The sequence below is a fragment of the Sinorhizobium sp. B11 genome (assembly GCA_039725955.1).
Lineage (GTDB): Bacteria > Pseudomonadota > Alphaproteobacteria > Rhizobiales > Rhizobiaceae > Rhizobium.
In genome coordinates this window covers 3,413,237-3,431,078 of record CP091034.1, presented here as the reverse complement: position 1 = coordinate 3,431,078, position 17,842 = coordinate 3,413,237, and the positions used below count along the sequence as shown (strand labels likewise).

At 62.1% G+C, this 17,842-nt stretch carries 11 protein-coding genes and 2 pseudogenes; 4 read left to right on the top strand and 9 right to left on the bottom strand.

The genetic code is table 11. The features are described from left to right. The first annotated feature begins 851 nt into the window (after positions 1-851). Complete coding sequence (locus tag LVY75_27080) at positions 852-1,853, top strand: hypothetical protein (protein ID XAZ22443.1); 1,002 nt, start codon at positions 852-854, stop codon at positions 1,851-1,853. Between the two features lie 83 nt (positions 1,854-1,936). Here LVY75_27080 and LVY75_27075 read toward each other — a convergent pair whose 3' ends face one another. Further along, positions 1,937-2,446 (bottom strand): DUF6428 family protein, encoded by a 510-nt coding sequence (locus LVY75_27075; protein ID XAZ22442.1) that lies wholly within the window; start codon positions 2,444-2,446, stop codon positions 1,937-1,939. 42 nt (positions 2,447-2,488) lie between these two features. On the opposite strand from LVY75_27075, the gene LVY75_27070 reads away from it, so the two are divergent. After that, positions 2,489-2,845, top strand: coding sequence for a metalloregulator ArsR/SmtB family transcription factor (locus LVY75_27070; GenBank protein XAZ22441.1), 357 nt, complete (start codon positions 2,489-2,491; stop codon positions 2,843-2,845). Next, complete coding sequence (arsK, locus tag LVY75_27065) at positions 2,838-4,046, top strand: arsenite efflux MFS transporter ArsK (protein ID XAZ22440.1); 1,209 nt, start codon at positions 2,838-2,840, stop codon at positions 4,044-4,046. The genes LVY75_27070 and arsK overlap by 8 nt, the downstream gene beginning before the upstream one ends. Before the next feature lie 3 nt (positions 4,047-4,049). Here arsK and arsH read toward each other — a convergent pair whose 3' ends face one another. The 6 genes from arsH to LVY75_27035 are packed head-to-tail and all read right to left on the bottom strand — an operon-like array spanning position 4,050 to position 7,567. Further along, positions 4,050-4,724 (bottom strand): arsenical resistance protein ArsH, encoded by a 675-nt coding sequence (gene arsH / locus LVY75_27060; protein XAZ25843.1) that lies wholly within the window; start codon positions 4,722-4,724, stop codon positions 4,050-4,052. A gap of 28 nt (positions 4,725-4,752) precedes the next feature. Then, positions 4,753-5,175, bottom strand: a complete 423-nt coding sequence (arsC, locus tag LVY75_27055) for an arsenate reductase (glutaredoxin) (protein ID XAZ22439.1) — start codon at positions 5,173-5,175, stop codon at positions 4,753-4,755. Between the two features lie 2 nt (positions 5,176-5,177). Further along, complete coding sequence (arsB, locus tag LVY75_27050) at positions 5,178-6,236, bottom strand: ACR3 family arsenite efflux transporter (protein XAZ22438.1); 1,059 nt, start codon at positions 6,234-6,236, stop codon at positions 5,178-5,180. A 1-nt stretch (position 6,237) separates the two neighbouring features. Beyond that, complete coding sequence (locus tag LVY75_27045) at positions 6,238-6,765, bottom strand: arsenate reductase ArsC (GenBank protein ID XAZ22437.1); 528 nt, start codon at positions 6,763-6,765, stop codon at positions 6,238-6,240. Between the two features lie 14 nt (positions 6,766-6,779). Next, positions 6,780-7,220 carry an arsenic resistance N-acetyltransferase ArsN2 gene (gene arsN2, locus LVY75_27040; protein XAZ22436.1) on the bottom strand — a complete coding sequence of 147 codons (441 nt, stop codon included), beginning with the start codon at positions 7,218-7,220 and terminating at the stop codon, positions 6,780-6,782. After that, on the bottom strand, positions 7,208-7,567 hold the full coding sequence (locus tag LVY75_27035; GenBank protein ID XAZ22435.1) for an ArsR family transcriptional regulator: 360 nt from the start codon (positions 7,565-7,567) through the stop codon (positions 7,208-7,210). The genes arsN2 and LVY75_27035 overlap by 13 nt, the downstream gene beginning before the upstream one ends. A 58-nt stretch (positions 7,568-7,625) precedes the next feature. Here LVY75_27035 and LVY75_27030 point away from each other — a divergent pair. After that, positions 7,626-8,425, top strand: a pseudogene (locus LVY75_27030) (OB-fold nucleic acid binding domain-containing protein). Positions 8,426-8,460: 35 nt separating this feature from the next. On the opposite strand, the gene LVY75_27025 reads toward LVY75_27030, so the two are convergent. Beyond that, positions 8,461-14,562 (bottom strand): DEAD/DEAH box helicase, encoded by a 6,102-nt coding sequence (locus tag LVY75_27025; protein XAZ22434.1) that lies wholly within the window; start codon positions 14,560-14,562, stop codon positions 8,461-8,463. Beyond that, a pseudogene (locus tag LVY75_27020) lies at positions 14,559-17,721 on the bottom strand (STY4851/ECs_5259 family protein). Before LVY75_27020 ends, LVY75_27025 begins: the two are co-directional and overlap by 4 nt. Positions 17,722-17,842 lie beyond the last annotated feature (121 nt).

The following is a 17,842-nucleotide window of genomic DNA, read 5'->3' as shown; positions in this document are numbered from 1 at the left end:
CCTCCTGCCACAGGATGGCGGGTGTTCGGCCGGGCGTCGTTACGATCATGTGATCCTCTCCGTACGACAGGACGGAGGCGGCCCCGGTCGCCAAGGCGCGGAAGCGGCCCTCCACGGTTCTTGCGTTCATTCTGCGAGTACTGTCTCGATATGTGCTGCTCATCGACATGCCTTTCCCGTTCGCGGCCCCGATGCTTTCTCGGGACGCCGCGTTGTTTGGATCTGTTTCCGTATGCTTGCCCCGGAGACTTCCTCGGGACGAAAGGGAGCGAAACACAGAGAGATCGAGTTGCCAAGCCGCGCCCCGGTCCGGTTAGAGAGGAGCGATGCAGACGAATCCTTTGCTTTTTCTGCGCCTTTTGGCTTTCACGGCCTGCCCTTCACCTCAAGGACTCGTAGTGAATCCGCTTGGCGAGCGTCCCTGGCTCAAGCATCATTTCAGAAGAATGGGGATGTCGAATCCTGTGCCATAGCAGAACGCCGCGACCGCGTACGATCGCAAATCATACCTCCTTAGCAGACGCGCGAAGGACTCGCGGAATGCCTCCGCGTGTGATCGATAAAGAATGGCAAAGGATTCGATGCGGCCCGACCATGCCCGATGGCTCGGGAGGACGGCCGTCAGTAGCGGCGTATTCGTCTCATCGCTGTCATGTCCGTCTCCGTCATGGACCGGGTGCCGTCGTTCGGCGCGCGCACATATGTTCACGATACGTTCGAGGCGTCAAGGGGCTCGTCAAGGTTGATTTCAGGAAAGATGCTGACGCCCTGGGCGCCTTGACGCCCTTCCGGGGGCGTCGGAAGGTGCCTTCCTATCGGATTCGTGAGAGCGGCGGAAAGAAGCGGAATAGATGACGAAGACGGACAAGGGGTACGAACTCGACGGCCTGAACATCTGGTATCACCCGTTCAGACTGGACATGTATCCCGGCCTTGCGAAGAAGCAGCGACAGAGGCTGCGGACGGCCACGATCGCGGCCCAGCCGCTAGGCGCAGACCCCCAGCCGGCCGTGTCGGCCGCCTTCAGAGAAGACGACGCCCAGAGGCGGGAGGGCGCTAGCTACGCGGTGAACCACCTCAAGCTCATCCGCGGGCATCACATCCAGAACGGTGGCGTCGTCTTCGACATGGCGAAGCTTGCACCGCACCTCGAGGCCACCTGGGCCGACGAGATCGTCCTCGATCACGTCGAGATGACAAAGGGCATCTACGTCCATTTCGGCGACACCCTCGAATACGACAGGGACAACCCCGCGTCGCTCATAGAAGGCGTGTACATCACGCACGTCGACGGCGAGGAGAGGGGCTGGATGCTCACTTTCGTCACGAACTACCCGGACTGGCAGGATGCGGAGACGCATGCTCCCTGGTTCATCGAGAGCAGGTTCGGTAGCAGCTTCTCCTTCGTCATTCCGGAAGGCTTCGACGTCGCTCAGGGCGACTACTCGAGGCTTCAGATCATCGGCGATCGCGAACTCGCTTCGAAGTCCAGCCTGTGGCACCTGGGGCGGCTGGCGACGAACGCGATGCTTTACCTCAACAGGCCGCGTCCCGACGTGTGGGGGAGCGTCACCACCTACAACATGGCGCTCGACGGCACGAACAGGACGCAGATCTACGACTGCGGCTGCGACGAGGTCGACTGGAGCGTCGACTGGAACGACGCGGTGCTGCGCCCTGGCCGGTGGCGTGTTGTCGAGCCGGGCGGCGATGGAAGACCGCCACTACTTGTGGAATGGGTGCCGCCGAAGGTCGTCTATGCTCCGGAACGGTCGTCTCTGGAAAGAGGAGCCGCGATCCTGCAGTTCAAGGCACGCCAGCGGGTCTCAGAAAGTCCCGTGTCGCCATCATGACTGCTAACGGTGGGGCGATCCCGTCATAACCGATGACGGAGACGACTGCGATCAACCGTATGCACAGCCTGGTGTTCTGGTGTCTATGCGCAGCAGGTCGACGTCTTCCCGCAACACGAGGACGCCGTCCGGGCCTGCTCCTCCAGCCAGCGGTCGCGGGGCTTGCAGCTTGCCGGTCGCGGCGATAGCTCGATCCGGACAACGCCGCCCTGCACCGAAGGCGTCGAAGCGCAGTAGAGCGCCATCGGCGCGACGCCGTCGCTGACCTCGAAGGTCAGACGCGCCGACTTCGGAAGCCCTACATGCTCGGAAACCTTCCGGACGATCGCGGAGAACTTACCCGAGGGCATGTGCGTCCGCCCGTCCTCGTCGACGTCCCAGAGCTGCACGAAGATTTCGGTCCACGATTCCGGGTTCGCGCCGCAGTCGAGCGCGTCGAACCGGCCGCTCTTTACCTCGGTGACGTGGTAGCCCGGCTTTACGTCGCGGCCGTCGTACTTGACGACGAGCGGGAGGTCTGGGTGTGCGTCCAGCGCCGCAAGGAGGACGCCCAGGTCGATGTCGTGAGATATGGTCTTGTCGATGACGTTCATATCGGCTATCCCTGAATTCAACGTTTCAAGGATTGTTGAAATATGGAAGAACGTCAAGCCCTAATGTCGTTCGCGGCGCTCTCCCAGGAGACCCGCCTGCAGATCGTCCGCATGCTCGTCGTCGCCGGCCCGGAAGGAATGGCGGCGGGAGCAGTCGCCGACAAGGCGGGCGTCTCCCCCTCGAACGTGTCGTTCCATCTCAAGGAACTGGAGCGCTCCGGACTGATCGCGCAGCGGCGGGAGTCCCGCTCGATCGTCTACAGCGCGAACTACGAAGCCCTTTCCGGTCTCGTGCAGTTCCTGATGATGGACTGCTGCGCCGGACATCCGAGGGTGGTCGGCAAGTCGGCCGAGGAGGACGGCTGCTGCGTGCCGCACGCGGAGAAGCAGGATGCGTAATGCGACGGGTTCGGCTTCCTTCGGGACGGTATCGGCACTCGGCCTGACACAGATCATCGGCTACGGCACCCTCTACTACTCCTTCTCGATCCTCGCGCCGGGAATGGCCAAGGATCTGGGCGTGACGCTCGAGCAGGTGTTCGGCGTCTTCTCCGTCTCCCTGTTCGTCGGCGGGCTGTCGGCAACCGTGATCGGCAGGCAGATGGACAGGATCGGCGCGGCGACCGTCCTCACCGCAGGGTCGGTGCTGGCGGCCGCCACGCTCGTGCTCTGTGCATGGTCGCCCTCGCTCGTCGTCTTCGCGCTCGCTGTCGCACTCCTCGAGATATCCTCGGGAATGGTACAGTACCAGGCGGCGTTCGCGGCCCTGGTGGAAATCGATCCGCGGACGGCGCCCCGGAGCATCACCTATCTCACGCTCATCGGAGGCTTCGCCTCGACGATCTTCTGGCCCATATCGGCCGTCCTGTTGGACGTCCTCACATGGCGCGAGATCTACCTCGTGTTCGCCGCGCTCAACCTGTTCCTCTGCGCGCCGCTGCACCTCTGGCTGATGCGGAAGCGGAAGGCGGCGAGGGCGGATGGCATGGCGCGGCAGCGGGAGCATGTAGTCGGGGCCGTTCCTCCGGAGAGGCGGCGCTACGCGATGATCGTCACGTCGGCTGCTTTCGCCATTCTGGGATTCACGCTGGCTTCGATCCTCGCACACATGGTTCCGATGCTCGGGACGCTGGGGTTGGGGCCGGCCGCGGTCGTGATCGGCTCGCTCTTCGGCCCGGCACAGGTCATGAGCCGTCTGATCAACATGATCTTCGGAACCTCGCTCTCGCCGCCGATGCTGGCGGTCATCTCGTCGGCACTAATGGTCGCCGGGATCGTCGTCCTCGCGCTGAGAGGAAGCTGGCTTCCGGGCGCGGTCGCATTCGCGGTCTGCCTGGGCCTAGGATCGGGCATCAACTCGATCGCGCAGGGAAGCCTGCCTTTGTACCTGTTCGGAAGCGACGGATACGGAGCAGTCACCGGCAGGATGGCGGCAGCCCGACTGGCATTGGGCGCCGCCGCTCCAGTCGCGTTCGCGATCGCTATGGAGCGGCTGGGGCTCGTGCCGTCGCTTTACGCCACGGCAGCGCTCGGGGCCGTCGGAATGGCGGCCTTCGTCAGCGTGGCGACGTCCGCCCGACGGGAAATCGTCGCCGCCTAAAAGTCAGATCGACTTCAGATTCACCCGCTGCTCCAGCTTGGTTGCGTCTTCCTTGCGCTCGCTATAGCGGTCGGTCAGGTAGTCGGAGGCGTCGCGGGTCAGCAGCGTGAACTTCACGAGCTCTTCGCAGACGTCGACGACCCGGTCGTAGTAGGACGACGGCTTCATGCGGCCGTCGGCGTCGAACTCCTGGAAGGCCTTCGCGACGCTGCTCTGGTTGGGAATCGTGATCATGCGCATCCAGCGGCCCAGGATGCGGAGCTGACCGACTGCGTTGAACGACTGGCTGCCTCCCGACACCTGCATCACCGCGAGCGTCTTGCCCTGCGTCGGCCGGACGGATCCGACCGAAAGCGGGATCCAGTCGATCTGGGACTTCATGACGCCCGTCATCGAGCCATGACGCTCCGGACTGATCCATACCTGTCCTTCCGACCACTCCGACAGTTCACGCAGCTCCTGCACCTTCGGATGGCCGACCGGCGCGTCGTCGGGCAGGGGAAGGCCCTTCGGATCGAAGATCCTGACCTCGCACCCGAGGCGCTCGAGCAGACGGCGGGACTCGTAGGCGAGCAGCCGGCTGTACGAGACCTCGCGGATCGATCCGTACAAGATCAGGATGCGCGGCTTGTGCGTGGAGAGCGCAGGGCGCAGCGCGTCGAGGTCCGGCTGGCGCAGATGGCCTTCGTCGAGAGCGGGGAATCCTTCAGACAATGCGCTTTCCCTCCGTGTCGAGAACACGTTCGCCGTCTTCCTTGGTGAAGGCACCCTTGTGCGTATCCGGGAGGATGTCGAGAACGAGCTCGGACGGACGGCTCAGGCGCGTGCCCAGCGGCGTGACGACGAACGGACGGTTGATCAGGATCGGGTCCTTCACCATCGCGGCCAGCAACTGGTCGTCGGTCAGTGCAGGATCGTCGAGGCCCAGTTCGGCATATGGCGTTCCTTTCTCGCGGATCGCCTGCCGGACTGTCAGGCCGGCGTCGGCGATCATCCTGGTCAGCTCCTCCCGCGACGGCGGCGTTTTAAGATACTCGATGACGGTCGGCTCGATCCCGGCATTGCGGATCATCTCCAGCGTATTGCGCGACGTCCCGCAGGCGGGGTTGTGGTAGATGGTGACGTCCATGATCAGTTCCTTTCTGTGGCGGTGTTTCGGGAGACGGCGGGCGCGGCCTCATACCAGCCTTTGGAGCGGTTCACGATCCAGACGACGGACAGCATGACCGGAACCTCGATGAGGACGCCGACGACCGTCGCCAGCGCCGCTCCGGACTGGAAGCCGAACAGAGCGATGGCGGCAGCGACCGCCAGCTCGAAGAAGTTGCTGGCACCGATAAGTGCCGAAGGCCCGGCGACGCAGTGCTGCTCGCCCGACATGCGGTTGAGCAGGTAGGCCAGACCGGAGTTGAAATACACCTGGATCAGGATGGGCACGGCGAGGAGGCCGATGACGGCGGGCTGCGCGATGATCTGCTCGCCCTGGAAGCCGAACAGGAGGACGAGGGTGGCGAGCAGGGCGACGAGCGAGAGCGGCTGCAGTCTCGCCAGCAGGGCGTCGAGCGCGCGCGTCGTTCCGTCGGCCGTGAGCAGCCTACGCACGAGCTGTGCGATGGCGACCGGGATCAGGATGTAAAGTACGACCGAGATGGTCAGGGTGTCCCACGGGACGGTAATGGCTGACAGGCCCAGGAGCAGGCCGACGATAGGGGCAAAGGCGACGATCATGATGGCGTCGTTGAGCGCGACCTGCGACAGAGTGAAGTGCGGTTCGCCGCGGGTCAGATTCGACCACACGAAGACCATGGCGGTGCAGGGCGCGGCGGCTAGGATGATCAGGCCCGCGATGTAGGAGTCGATCTGGTCCGCGGGCAGGAACGGCCGGAACAGCCAGCCGACGAACAGCCAGCCCAGCAGCGCCATAGAGAACGGCTTGACCGCCCAGTTCACGAAGAGCGTGACTCCGATCCCGCGCCAGTAGGATCCGACCTTGGCCAGAGAGCCGAAGTCGATCTTCAGGAGCATCGGGATCACCATCAGCCAGATGAGGACGGCGACCGGAATGTTCACCCTGGCGACCTCGGCCGCGCCGATGGCGTGGAAGACGCCGGGCATGAGATGGCCAAGCGCGACGCCGACGACGATGCAGAGAAAGACCCAGACGGTCAGGTAGCGTTCGAAGATCGACATCTCATTCAGCCTTTGCGGATTTCAGGGACGCGCCTTCGAGCCTGCCGATCTGGCGGACGTGCTGTTCGAGCGCCATGCGGTCGATCGATGCGATGGGCAGGTTGATGAAGGCGGTGATGCGGTTCTTCAGGAAGCGGGCCGCCTGAACGAAGGCCCGCTGGACTTCTACCTCGGTTCCGACGACGGCGGCCGGATCCTCGACGCCCCAATGGGCGGTCATCGGATGACCGATCCAGACGGGGCAGGCCTCGCCGGCCGCGCTGTCGCAGACCGTGAAGATGAAGTCCATCTCCGGAGCGCCGGGTTCGGCGAAGACGTCCCAGCTCTTCGACGAGAAGCCCGTCGACGGATAGCCCAGGGCGGCCAATTCCTTCAGCGCGTGCGGGTTGACCTCTCCCTTCGGCTGGCTGCCGGCCGAGAAGGCGCGAAATCGTCCCGCACCCTCCTTGGCCAGGATGGATTCGGCAAGGATGGAGCGTGCGGAATTGCCCGTGCACAGGAAGAGCACGTTGTAGGTCTTGTCGGTCATGGTCGCGTTCCGCGCTAGGTCGGTGGCCTGTTGAGTTTCATGATTGTCGCCGATGCCGGGCAGAGGCCCGATAGCTGGCGGGTCGAAAGGATCGCCGGCGGTGCGGACTCGCGTTCGATGCGCGCGAAGCCGATGGATTCGAAGAAGGGCGCGGCGTCCGTCGTGGCGAGGTAGACGTCCATTGCGCGCGACGCCTTGGCGATGGTCAGCTCGACGAGAGGACGCCCGAATCCTTGCCCGCGATGCTCCGGGACGACCACCACGGAGCGAAGAAGGACGGCGTCGTCGCCGCAGAACTCGATTCCGGAATATCCCAGGATGCGACGGTCGTCGTCGAGAAGTGCGAAGTAGCTGCGATCCGGCCCGTCCAGATCGTCGACCAGCAGTCGGGCCGAGCGCAGGGTCTCCTTCATGGCGTCGGAAACAAGGACCGGCTCCAGGCTCAGTTCACGCATTGCTGAGTCTCCGGCGGACAGCAGGGCGTGAGATCGGCGATGAGCGGCGCGCAGAGTTCCGCGTTACCACCGCAGCAGTCTTTGAGGAGGAACAGCGTCAGGGCGCGGAACCCTTCGAGATCGGCGCGGTAGATGATCGACCGGCTCTGTCGCTCGCTCTTGACGATGCCCGCGCGCTGCAGCGTCGCGAGGTGGGCGGACATCGTGTTCTGCGGCACGTCGAGCATCCGTGCGAGTTCGCCTGCGGGCACGCCGTCCGGCTCCGCCTTCACGAGCGCGCGGAACGTCTCGAGACGGGTCGACTGGGCGAGGGCGGCCAACGCCGCGATTGCTACCTTTGATTCCATATATCCAGAATGACGGATATGTCGTCGGGTGTCAACGGATTTTGTGCGGGGCTGCGCATTCGAGAGCGTCGACGACGTCTGGCGGCGTTCGGACGTGGCTACCGAGGCGCTTGTCCAGCTAGCAGAGGCTGACGCCTTCCGTCCCTCGTTGAACCTCGAACGCCGCGATGCGCTGTGGGCTATAAAGGCGCTGCGCGACGAACCGCTTCCGCTTTTCGCGGCCGCCGCCGAGCGCGAGGCAGCCGTCATCCCCGAGCAGCAGGAGCCGGAGGTCGAACTGCGCCAGATGACGGAAGGCCACAACGTCGTCGAGGACTACGGCCACATCGGCCTGACGCTGCGCGAGCATCCGATCGCGTTCCTGCGCCGCGACCTTCAGGCACGGAACATCATCACCTGCGGGGAGGCGATGAACGCCCGCGACGGCCTATGGGTCTACGCCGCCGGTCTCGTGCTTGTGCGCCAGAAGCCTGGCTCGGCCAAGGGCGTCATGTTCATCACCATCGAGGACGAGACCGGCCCGGCCAACGTCGTGGTCTGGCCCTCGTTGTTCGAGAAGCGGCGTCGTGTCGTTCTCGGAGCGAGCATGATGGCGATCAACGGCCGCATCCAGCGGGAGGGCGACGTCGTCCATCTCGTCGCCCAGCAGCTCTTCGACCTTTCGGGAGACCTTTCGGGACTCGCCGACCGCGACATCGACTTCAAGCTGCCGACGGGCAGGGGAGACGAGTTCGCCCATGGATCGCCGGGCAGCCCGGATCCTCGGGATCGGCCGAGGCCGGTTTCGGAGGCGAGGGACATCTTCGTCAGGATCTTCACATCGACACGCTGAAGGTCAAGGCACGCAATTTTCACTAGAGGGGCAGAGCGGTCGCTCCTCTAGTGAAAGATGATCAGCTATCTTTTGACGCGACGATGTACGTCGGGCCGTATCCAGACTTGGCGACAGAGACGCTCGACCGCGAAAGAGCCTCCGCCTGTCGTCGCGGCGACGTCCTGAAGTCGTGTGTCACGAGAGGTCCGGACGACGTCGTACGCCATGCACCGAAGCCCTGGTCGAATACGATGGTCGCGTTCGCTCCACCCTCGAAGGCGATGCTCATGTAACGGCCGTGTGGCACCTGAGCGAATTGAATCGTCAGATCGATCCCCTTGAGTCTGGCGTACTCGCTCATGACAGCCTCGGCGTCGGCGCTGTCCCTCCAGTCATCGAAAATGCGCGAAGGCATGTTGAGCTTCCCGCCGGGTGCGCCAGTCGAAAGCTCCACAGCGACCCCCGCTGCCCCCTTCAGCAGACCTGCCACGGTATCGATGAACATCTTCGCAACGAGGGGCGACCTGATGTATGGATCGCTGTAGGAGATGCCTCGAATGGCTTGCGCCTTTGGTACTCCGACGCTCTCCAGACGAGCCCTCAGCCGGTTTGCCATGCCTCCACCGAAGAGGGGGAGGCTTCGGTCAAGTTCTGTAGTGATCCGCTCGAAATGAGACGACGCGGCAGGCAGAAGGCTTCCCAGCTCGAGAATGATCGTTTGGATTTCAGTGGTAGCCGAACCCGCGATTATCGGTGCCGACATGGGTTGGCCCCACCCTAGATTAGCTTCCCAGGATGACGGATCTCGTGTCGCCCAGACCTTGATGCCAGACTGCGAGGCAACCGCGATACCAACGGTAAGTCCATTGATCTCTGGTGCCGCGCCAGTTCGAAGAGGGCTGCCACCCGCCTGCGCAAACCGTTGTCCGAGATCGTAGAGCGCCAGGCGGCCTGCGGTATCGCAACGCGAAGCAAAGCCGCCGGGTATGACGATCACCACGCGGTTCCCGAGGAACCGCCAACGGTCGAGATACGCGGTTGCGGACCATTCGGATAGCCGTCCAGGGTCGGTAATTTCGGGGAGAAATACGTACACGGTGGGCTTTGCCGTCTCGCGGAGGTTCCGCTCGACCTCGTCCACCACCGATATCGAAATTGCGGCGTCCGGCGATAGGCGGTCCTCTTCTTCCAACGCATCTTGAAAGGCAAGGTGGTTCATCAGGAAGCGAAGTGCTGCCGAGCGGTCCAAGCCCCCGTCTTCGAAGGGCGCATCCGAGACAAGCACGCATGCCGCGCATCCCGTAACGCAACCAGGATTCCGGCACTCAAGCACCTTGCGGGCTTCACCGAGAACTGCAGGGAGACGGCTGGCGATGGAGGCTGAAAAACCTGCGCCACCCGTAGCCCGGTCGAAAATCAATACCGACCGTGCATGTTGAGCGAGAAGCCCCTCCGATGTCTGGGTGGCGTAGCCCATTTCGTCCGCCTCGATACCCAGGAGCCGCGCGATACCCTCGCGCATCGCGATCACGAGGGCGGTCGCCGCCGGCTTCTTTAGCGATGCGGACGGTTGAAGCTCGAATACGTCGGTGGAGATCTCGTAGCCGAGTTCCAAGTTTCGCCGCACCGCCCAGGCATTGTCATTTCCCTGGCATCGGGATGCATCCTCGCCCCGTTTCCAGCGGAGGGGTGGATGCTGCGCCAGCGGCGAGCCTAGCGTGGGGTCGGCATCGCCATTATCGAGAGCCTGATGATCCGGGGCCGCGCGGCCGCAATGCAAGCATAGCGCATAGCCGTTCTTCGTCTGCCCCCTGTTGCTATAGTAGACCGCGCCTTCACGGCTGCTCCGGAAACGTCCCATCTCCGGAACCGGAAGGGAAATCCATGGACTTGCTCGTACGGAAACACTCGGTTCCCCTGGAGCGACGTACGAAATGATATCCGTTTCCGCGTGAACCTTGTCGCGGACGTCGACCGAGAACCCGGCCGGCCGGATGTACGAGCGGTTCCAGACGGTCGCCGCACAGACAGGGCACTCCGCCATACGGCTGCGGGCTGTATCGCTCGTGCCGCAACGGTCGCAAGACCAATGATACTTGAGACTCTGGACATCACGGATGTGTTCCTCGCTGGCAGGGCGCTTCCAATTCAGGAGGACGCCTGCCGACTTGTGAACGAGACCGTCGAGCACGATCTCCGACCCTGGCGCATAGTCTCTGATTGCCAGATCCAACGATCTTTGCGGCCCCGTGAGTCTCTTCATCCGCCCTCCGTCTACCGCGTCTTCCTTCCGCGGCTTGTGAGGAAGGAACGTGACCACGCCGGTCGGGAAGCCGTGGCCGGGGAGGAACCCGCGATCTGCAAGCGCGCTAAGAAGGAACTCGTCGCAAAGGCGTTTAAGCTCCATTCCCATGCGGCTCTTACCGGCTTCCTTGACACCTTCGTCCTTTGCAAGTGCGAGCAGGCCGTCCCACTCGTTTTCGAAGTTTCCCTGCAGCTCGTCGATGATGGTTCGCGAGGCATCTGTAAGGAGCGTCTCGCCTTCGAGCACGGAGTGCAGCACGAGCTTTTCGAGATCGTCCGCTACGCCGGTCGCTGTGGTCGGAGCAGCCAGCCAGTCCTTGAACATCGAGACAGGCCGTTCGCCGACTAGCGGTCGTGGATCACCAAGCCTCGCCGGCGTTCCCATGAAGGAGCCGATTGTCATTCGAAGTGCATCGCCACCGCGTTCAACCATGAAGCGGCGCAGAAGATAGGCGTTGACATGCCGTTGGACGATGGGGCGGCTGCTCAGGGCAACCTTCGGTGCCGCCATGCTCCTGTTGAGGTAACTGATCGGCGACGTGAACGCTTCGCGATCTAGTGGACGATCCCGACAGAACGTAAAGGCGAGCGAGTACGGCTGGCCGCGGCGGCCGGCACGTCCCACACGCTGCTTGTAGCTGGCCACCGACGGCGGGACGTTCGTCATCATCACCGTCGACACGGAGCCGATGTCCACGCCCATTTCCATGGTCGTCGAGCAGTTCAGAATGTTGATCTGGCCGTCCTTAAACATCTGCTCATAGCGACGCAGCAGTGAGCTGTCCTGCTGGGCGGAATGCTCCGCCGAGCGGGCGTAGTCCGCGAACATCGAGACGCGGTCGGTGATGTTGTTCCACGCGCCTCTGTTCCGAAGCGATGCAATGACGTCGGATTCTTCGAGCCATTTCTTTGTGGACGCGCGATCCCTGGTCAGATCGGGGCTTCCGATCAATGGGTGGGGATGACGCGGGAGTTCGATGGCTTCGACCTGCCGACGGGCGCCATGTCGCGCGGTCCTTCCGAGAGGAGTGATCCCGAAAGGGGCGGCGTCGAGAACCCGCCGTGTTAGAGGGCAGAGATAAGCCTGAACTACCGGAGCGATATATGCCTTGCGAAGATCGAGAGCGCGATGTGTCGGGTCGTTGCTGAATAACGGTTGGAGCTGCTGCCACGCGCGGTCGAAGCATTCGAGGATGTCCGCTCGATGTTCGGGATTCGAGACGTCAAGACCGAGGCCGGTTACGAGAAGAAACTGCGGCGTCGATATCGCCTTGCCAGGTATCCCAGGCCATGTCTGACGTCGCCTATCGCCATCGGCAGACACCCCAGGCGCTAGTAGAGACCGAAGTTTTGCGCGGGGCGTTATCCAACGCATGACGCCCTGCTGTACGTCGACGACCGCGTTGGCGCGGAGGAAGAAGGTGGTCATGGCGTATAGGAAGGCCCGCCAGTCCTCTATAGATTTTCCATACCGCGAGAACGCGGACGGCATCGTCGTCAGGTCGTCGATCTCTTTAAAACGAAGGCGGGCCAGTCCCAAAGTCTCAACTGAAAGAGCGGTTCTTGGACGCCTCGCGAATTCCCGCATTAGCAGGAAGTCTGCGAGCCGAGCGTTATCATGGAAAAGAGCGTCGTCGTCGCGCGGCTCCCAGACGTCCTTCAGCCAGTTGCTGACTTCTCTCGTCCGGCTCAGGCGTTCGACCATCTCCCCCCAACGGATGCCTTCCATGTTAGGTCCGCTCGCGTCGGCAAGCTTCTTGCGCGCGTCGTCCAGCATGGACTGTAGCGTTGGGATAGGCGTCGCGGCGACCGCGGTCTCAAGAGCCTTGATCTGCGTTTCGAGCCCGACCTTGTCTACGGGGGTGCCCGATCTCATGGAATCCTGCACAGAGTGGTAGACGAAAGAGCGCAGGAAGTTTCGTTCAGCTTCAGCCTGAACTTTAGCAGACATCCGCGCCGTGCCCTGTCGGCTGTCTGTAAACGACAGCAGGCGGCGGCCTTCGGATGGAACTGCTGCAGCGTTGCCGGAGGCGTCGACACCCTCGAGAAGGATCGGCGCGGCATTGGCGATCATGAAGGGCGCCCCGAAGCGCATGGGGCGAAGCAGCTTGTCGATACCGTTCCTGGATGGAGTGCTGCAGCAAGGGCAGGCATCGCCTTTGAGGTCAGAACCGACGGTGACCGTTTCGCTCGTCGCTGTTGCTTCGATCGTCCATGTGGTGGTCGACAGATGCAAAGGTCGAAACCGTCCGGCCGTGGAAGGACCGATTAGAATCCTCCGTCGAAGTGCCACCTCTGCCGCCTCGTCAGACTCCGCGTTTTCGTCGGCGTCGGCCTCGTCCTGCTCGCGACCAGCTTCGAATTCGAACTCGTCCCTCTCCGCCACGCGGCGCGTCGGCAGGATCCGGTCGTTGGCAGCATCTTCCTCTGCTTCCAGGACCACGTCGCCGCAGTCGACACAGCTTATGACCTCGAGGACCGGAGCTTTGCAGGTTTGACACGTATCGCATCGGTCCAGGAAGATCTTGCCGAACAGCCATCCGTCGGGGGAATCCTTGCAGGCCGGGTTAATGCAACTCCATACGCCGGGCACCGCTCGCTCGAAGCTGTGTATGCGCATCGGCGCTAGTCGCTCCTCTTCGCCTGTCCTGGGGTGAGGCCGAGCCGCGGTAGAAAGCAAGGCAAGGAATTCGTCAGCATCGAGGCCGGCTGAACGGGCAACGCGTTCGAACTCCGAAAGGTTTTGGGGGGCCACGAAAAGTTGCTTTTCGATGAAATTCCAAACCGCTTCGTCGGCGGACATCGCATCGAACAGCGACGACGGTGGCAAGTTCCTCAAGGTATCTGCAGATGGCAGCTTTCCTCGTGCACCAGGACGGACAGGGAGCTGCCTTTTTCCTTCGACTACGTGAACGTTGGCATCCTTGATCCCTGCGACGTCCGCGAGGAAACGCTTCAACTGATTCTGAACGTCGTCGCCGCTACCGATGGTCGCGGAGGTGGCTACGAAATGGACATCCTCCGGCTTGCAATCGAAGGCAAGCAGGACGCGCCGAAGGAGGAGCGCGATCTCTGCGGCCGCTGCTCCGACAAGCGAATGTGCCTCGTCCAGAACGATCCACTTCAGTTTCCCCTTGGACTTCTCGATTATAGGCTGGTCCTCGGAACGCGCCAGCATGTATTCGAGCATCGTGATGTTTGTCACGAGTACGGGTGGCGGACTTTCCCGAAGCTGCTCACGGTCGACCTGCTGCTCGGGGGTGGCTCGGTGTAGACTTGCAGGCTGCGAGTTCGGCAGGTCGCCGTTGTATAGGCAGTATCGGACCTTGCCGTCGAAAGGCCGCGTCCACGCGGATAGGCGCTCCCGCTGGCTCTCGATAAGGGCGTTGAGCGGATAGAGCATGATCGCCTGCACGCCCTCGAGCGGCGCCGACCGACCCTTCGCTTGCGAGACGAGGTCGCTGAGGATGGGGAAGAGAAAGCATTCCGTCTTGCCTGAGCCGGTACCAGAAGTGACGAGGACAGATTGAGGATTCCCCGTGCTCGACAGATGTCTCCATGCCTCCAACTGGTGCTTGAACGGCTGGCGCTTCTTCGGGAAGCGGTAGTCGCTGCCATTTGGAAGGGCGTCTATTGCAGCAACGAAATCGGGATGAAGGACCGATGGATCCACTCCGCCCATGTCGACGTCCGCCGGAACGAACGGATGCGCGCCTTCAACGATGGGCTGCTGAAGCAGGCCTCCCTCTGCCGTGGACGGCGAATTGAACATCGACCGCAGGTGGCCGAGCAACGCCGTGTTTCGTACGCTGGACTGAGAGAGGATAGCTTCTGCTGATCTGGCGCGGATGTCGGAGAGAGTGTTGAAGGGCTTCACGCCTGGACCTCATAGAATTTCAATAGATGCGGGTAGGCGCACGACACAAAGTGCGCATGTTCTCTCAGCGTTTTTCGCACGATGAGTTCTGTCGTCGCTGACAGGCTCAACCTTCCTGCCGCGATGGCGGCTAGCGCTGCAGGTGCGGCCATGCACTCGAACTCCTCGAAGCTGAAGCGGTGGAAGTCCTCAGGAAGGCTGATAGCCGACTTCTTGAGGTCTTCTAGGACGGGATTTCTCCTTACGGGCGTCTGTGTTTCGTCATCATGCATCCTCTGGCTTTGAACAAACCCCTGAAGTACGACATCAAGCGACTGCTTTTCCAGCGGAGGGAACCCGGCGCGAACGAAAACCGAGTCGAGAGCGGGCTCGATTTCAACCAGCTTTTCCCTCAATCCCGTGAGGTGCGTCATGATCATTGGCAAGCGCACGTCGTCCGGCACTTCGGAGAGGGCCGCGTGGAGAGCGTCAGACTCTGACATCAACACCTGCGACCAGGCTGTTGACGGGAGAGCAAGCCACAAAAATGGAAGCTCCTGCTGTAGGGCCCATAAGGCCTGGCGATCTTGCGCTGGTGCGCTAAGAAGAAGTCGCAGGAGAGCCTTCGGTCGCGAAGCAAGTTCCTGCAAAGCGACAAAGCCGGTAGCTGGCATGCCGTTCAAGTTGATGGCCATATCAACGAGCAGACGAACGTCGCTTGATGGAAGATTTCCCTCCGACAGGTCGTCCAAGGCCGCGCCTACCTCCACCTTCAATCGAATATATTCGGTCTGGGCTAGAGCTGCCTGTAGCGGCGTCGTGGGATTGTCGCGCATCGGGCGGTTCACTACGAGCGGCCGGGCCACGATATCTGGCCCATCACGCAGATAGACCAGGCAAGGGCCATGGCACCAATCTGGAATCTCAAAGCTCCCATCGGGTTTTCGCTGAAGTAGGTGCTCTTTGGCCGGTTGAAGAATCATCTTCGCGACGGGAAGGGCGCTGAAATTCTCGCTGAACACGACGGCCCCTCCGACCATGATCGGGCGAGCGTATCGGTACTTCCGGAGCCGTATCGGAATCCTTGTCTCGCCGAGAAACTCGAGTTCGAGCATGGCATCCTGATCGTTCATCGGCGCCATCATCTCCTGGACGGCCGGTTTCAAGGCGGCCAGAGGAAACTCCCCAGCAAATCGAAACTGCATGGAGTTCGAACGGTCGGTTCGAGAGGAAAGTGTCAGGGTCGTGGCGTGCGGAGACGCAGCGACGGCACCTCGGAGCGCGGTTACGTCAACCGTCTGCCCGCCGCTCACCACAGAGCCGTCTGCAAGGATGATGGCGGCTTCCGCGAACCTTCATAGGGACGCTGATCCTGAACGGGCGACCCATGGGAGGATGAAGAAGCGCCTCAATGCGATATCTGGGTTTTCCCGACATCGTAAATTGCAGTTCTCCCTCCGTTTTCTTCAGAGCGGTCATCTCACTCGTGACGTCGACCCGCCATCCGGGAAGCTGCTCGTGAACAATTCGCCCTTCCTGCGCGCCGATCATCTCCCCGACTATACGACCTCCCGATGGAACAATCGCTATCCTTCGGCGCTCAAGCTGGATGTCCGCTTCTGGATCCCGCCAGGAAATTTCATACGCCCCAGGCGCAGTTATCTTTCGATCCGTGATCGGCCTCCATCGATCGTCCACCGAGCGGATCAGAAGTTCTTCCGGCGCCGGGGCTCGCGTAGCACCTTCGGACAGGATGCCGAGCGTGACTGGACCTGCCAAAGTTTCGATCCCGTCTTCCGAGTGTATCGATACCTCGCCGGCGGACGACAGGATCAGGGACTCCTGACGGGCGTCCATGTTGGCCTCGATCCGGTAGCGCTCTCCCGCAGCGGCGCCCGGCTTCATGAAGTAAATGGTGCCGGTGACCTCGTGCAGAACCCCACCATCTTCGGCATTCCAAATCGGACCGGGTTCTGTTCCCTCCGCAGGAACGGCTCGCCACTCCCTGGGGACGAGTACGTAAATCTTGCTCGCAGGCAAGCTCGTGGAGCCCGTCTTGATCAGGCGCAGAGTCTTCGGCGCATCGCCCTCCGCGACTTCTATCGGTAAGAACGACAAGACTGGTGAGGTGACCCCGGCACCACCTGGCCAGGCGATCGGGGAAACCTCAGAGCCGCTCGTCAGATTGACCGTCACGGTATGCGCCAGAGGCATTCCAACAAGAAGCCTGTCGAGCGGCGTTAGCGACCTGACGCGCCATTTCTGCTGATCTTCCGTCGGAGGCTCGAAGAGCGCGATCTGGCTGGGAAGATAGTTGGCAAGTTGTCCGGAAGGGATTGCCTTCCACCGCCTGGCACTGGAGACGCCTGGCAGCTTGCCTGGCGAGACCTCGCCGTCTGCGGTAAGGGCAATCGCCGGCCGCCAGGTGCCGGCCTCAAACTTTAAGTATCGGTCCACGGTGATTCCCGAACCGCCCACCGGGCCTGCCTTTTCGACAAGGAGTCCGCTCAGCAGGCGCCTCGCGATCCGGTCGTCGTCGGCCGGCATGTAGATCGGGAGCGAATCTTTCCAGTCTGGGTGCCGGGCGTCGAGAAACGAAAGCGGATCGACGCCCGGCGGCCCCTGATCCGCGATGCGCTTCCATTCGACGAGCTTCAGGATGAGTTCACAACAGAGATCGATGAAGCCGTCTTGCCGAAACGAAATCCGAATCTCGTTCGACATGTCGCCGGCGAAGCCTCGTACATGGTCACGGTTGCCGTCCGCTAGAGCGAACCTCATCAGTTTTCGGAGATATTCTGCCAGCCACGATGAACCATATTCCGAGATCACGTGAGCCGAGATGCCGCCTTCGATCGCAATAGTAAGCAAGAACTCTGTTGCCGTCTCCGATTTGATCAGCGAGCGCTTCCAATAGTTGAGCCCAACCTCTACGAGGTTCCGACGGCGGCTATGGGGAATGGTGCTGAATACGTCCGGCGCAAGCGCATCCCAGCGGAGGAAGAATGATGTCGCTTCGCGCCGAAACCACTCCGCGCAGAAGGCCACAAACAGACTTGCCGCCGGACCATCGTCCCGATCAAGTCTGGATCTCGACGCCTTGAGAAGTAAGCGCGCGCTCTCGTACTCGGCATCCGACGTTCGATATTGATGGAGAGGACGCCCGTCGGCTGCGGACATGCGGCGGCTTAGGAGAAAAGCCTTCAGCCAGGCAGCAACAGCGTCTCCTCTCGTGTTGGTCTGCGCGGCTTTTCGGAGGTTGGTGAGGACTTGCACCACCTCTATCTGGAGGTCGAACGCC

Excerpts from the sequence above, each read along its gene's own strand:
- arsB (XAZ22438.1), bottom strand. The coding sequence starts at position 6,236 with ATGTCGATCTTCGAACGCTACCTGACCGTCTGGGTCTTTCTCTGCATC.
- LVY75_27070 (XAZ22441.1), top strand. The coding sequence starts at position 2,489 with ATGGAAGAACGTCAAGCCCTAATGTCGTTCGCGGCGCTCTCCCAGGAG.
- LVY75_27035 (XAZ22435.1), bottom strand. The coding sequence starts at position 7,567 with ATGGAATCAAAGGTAGCAATCGCGGCGTTGGCCGCCCTCGCCCAGTCG.
- arsN2 (XAZ22436.1), bottom strand. The coding sequence starts at position 7,220 with ATGCGTGAACTGAGCCTGGAGCCGGTCCTTGTTTCCGACGCCATGAAG.
- arsK (XAZ22440.1), top strand. The coding sequence starts at position 2,838 with ATGCGTAATGCGACGGGTTCGGCTTCCTTCGGGACGGTATCGGCACTC.
- LVY75_27075 (XAZ22442.1), bottom strand. The coding sequence starts at position 2,446 with ATGAACGTCATCGACAAGACCATATCTCACGACATCGACCTGGGCGTC.
- LVY75_27080 (XAZ22443.1), top strand. The coding sequence starts at position 852 with ATGACGAAGACGGACAAGGGGTACGAACTCGACGGCCTGAACATCTGG.
- arsC (XAZ22439.1), bottom strand. The coding sequence starts at position 5,175 with ATGGACGTCACCATCTACCACAACCCCGCCTGCGGGACGTCGCGCAAT.
- LVY75_27045 (XAZ22437.1), bottom strand. The coding sequence starts at position 6,765 with ATGACCGACAAGACCTACAACGTGCTCTTCCTGTGCACGGGCAATTCC.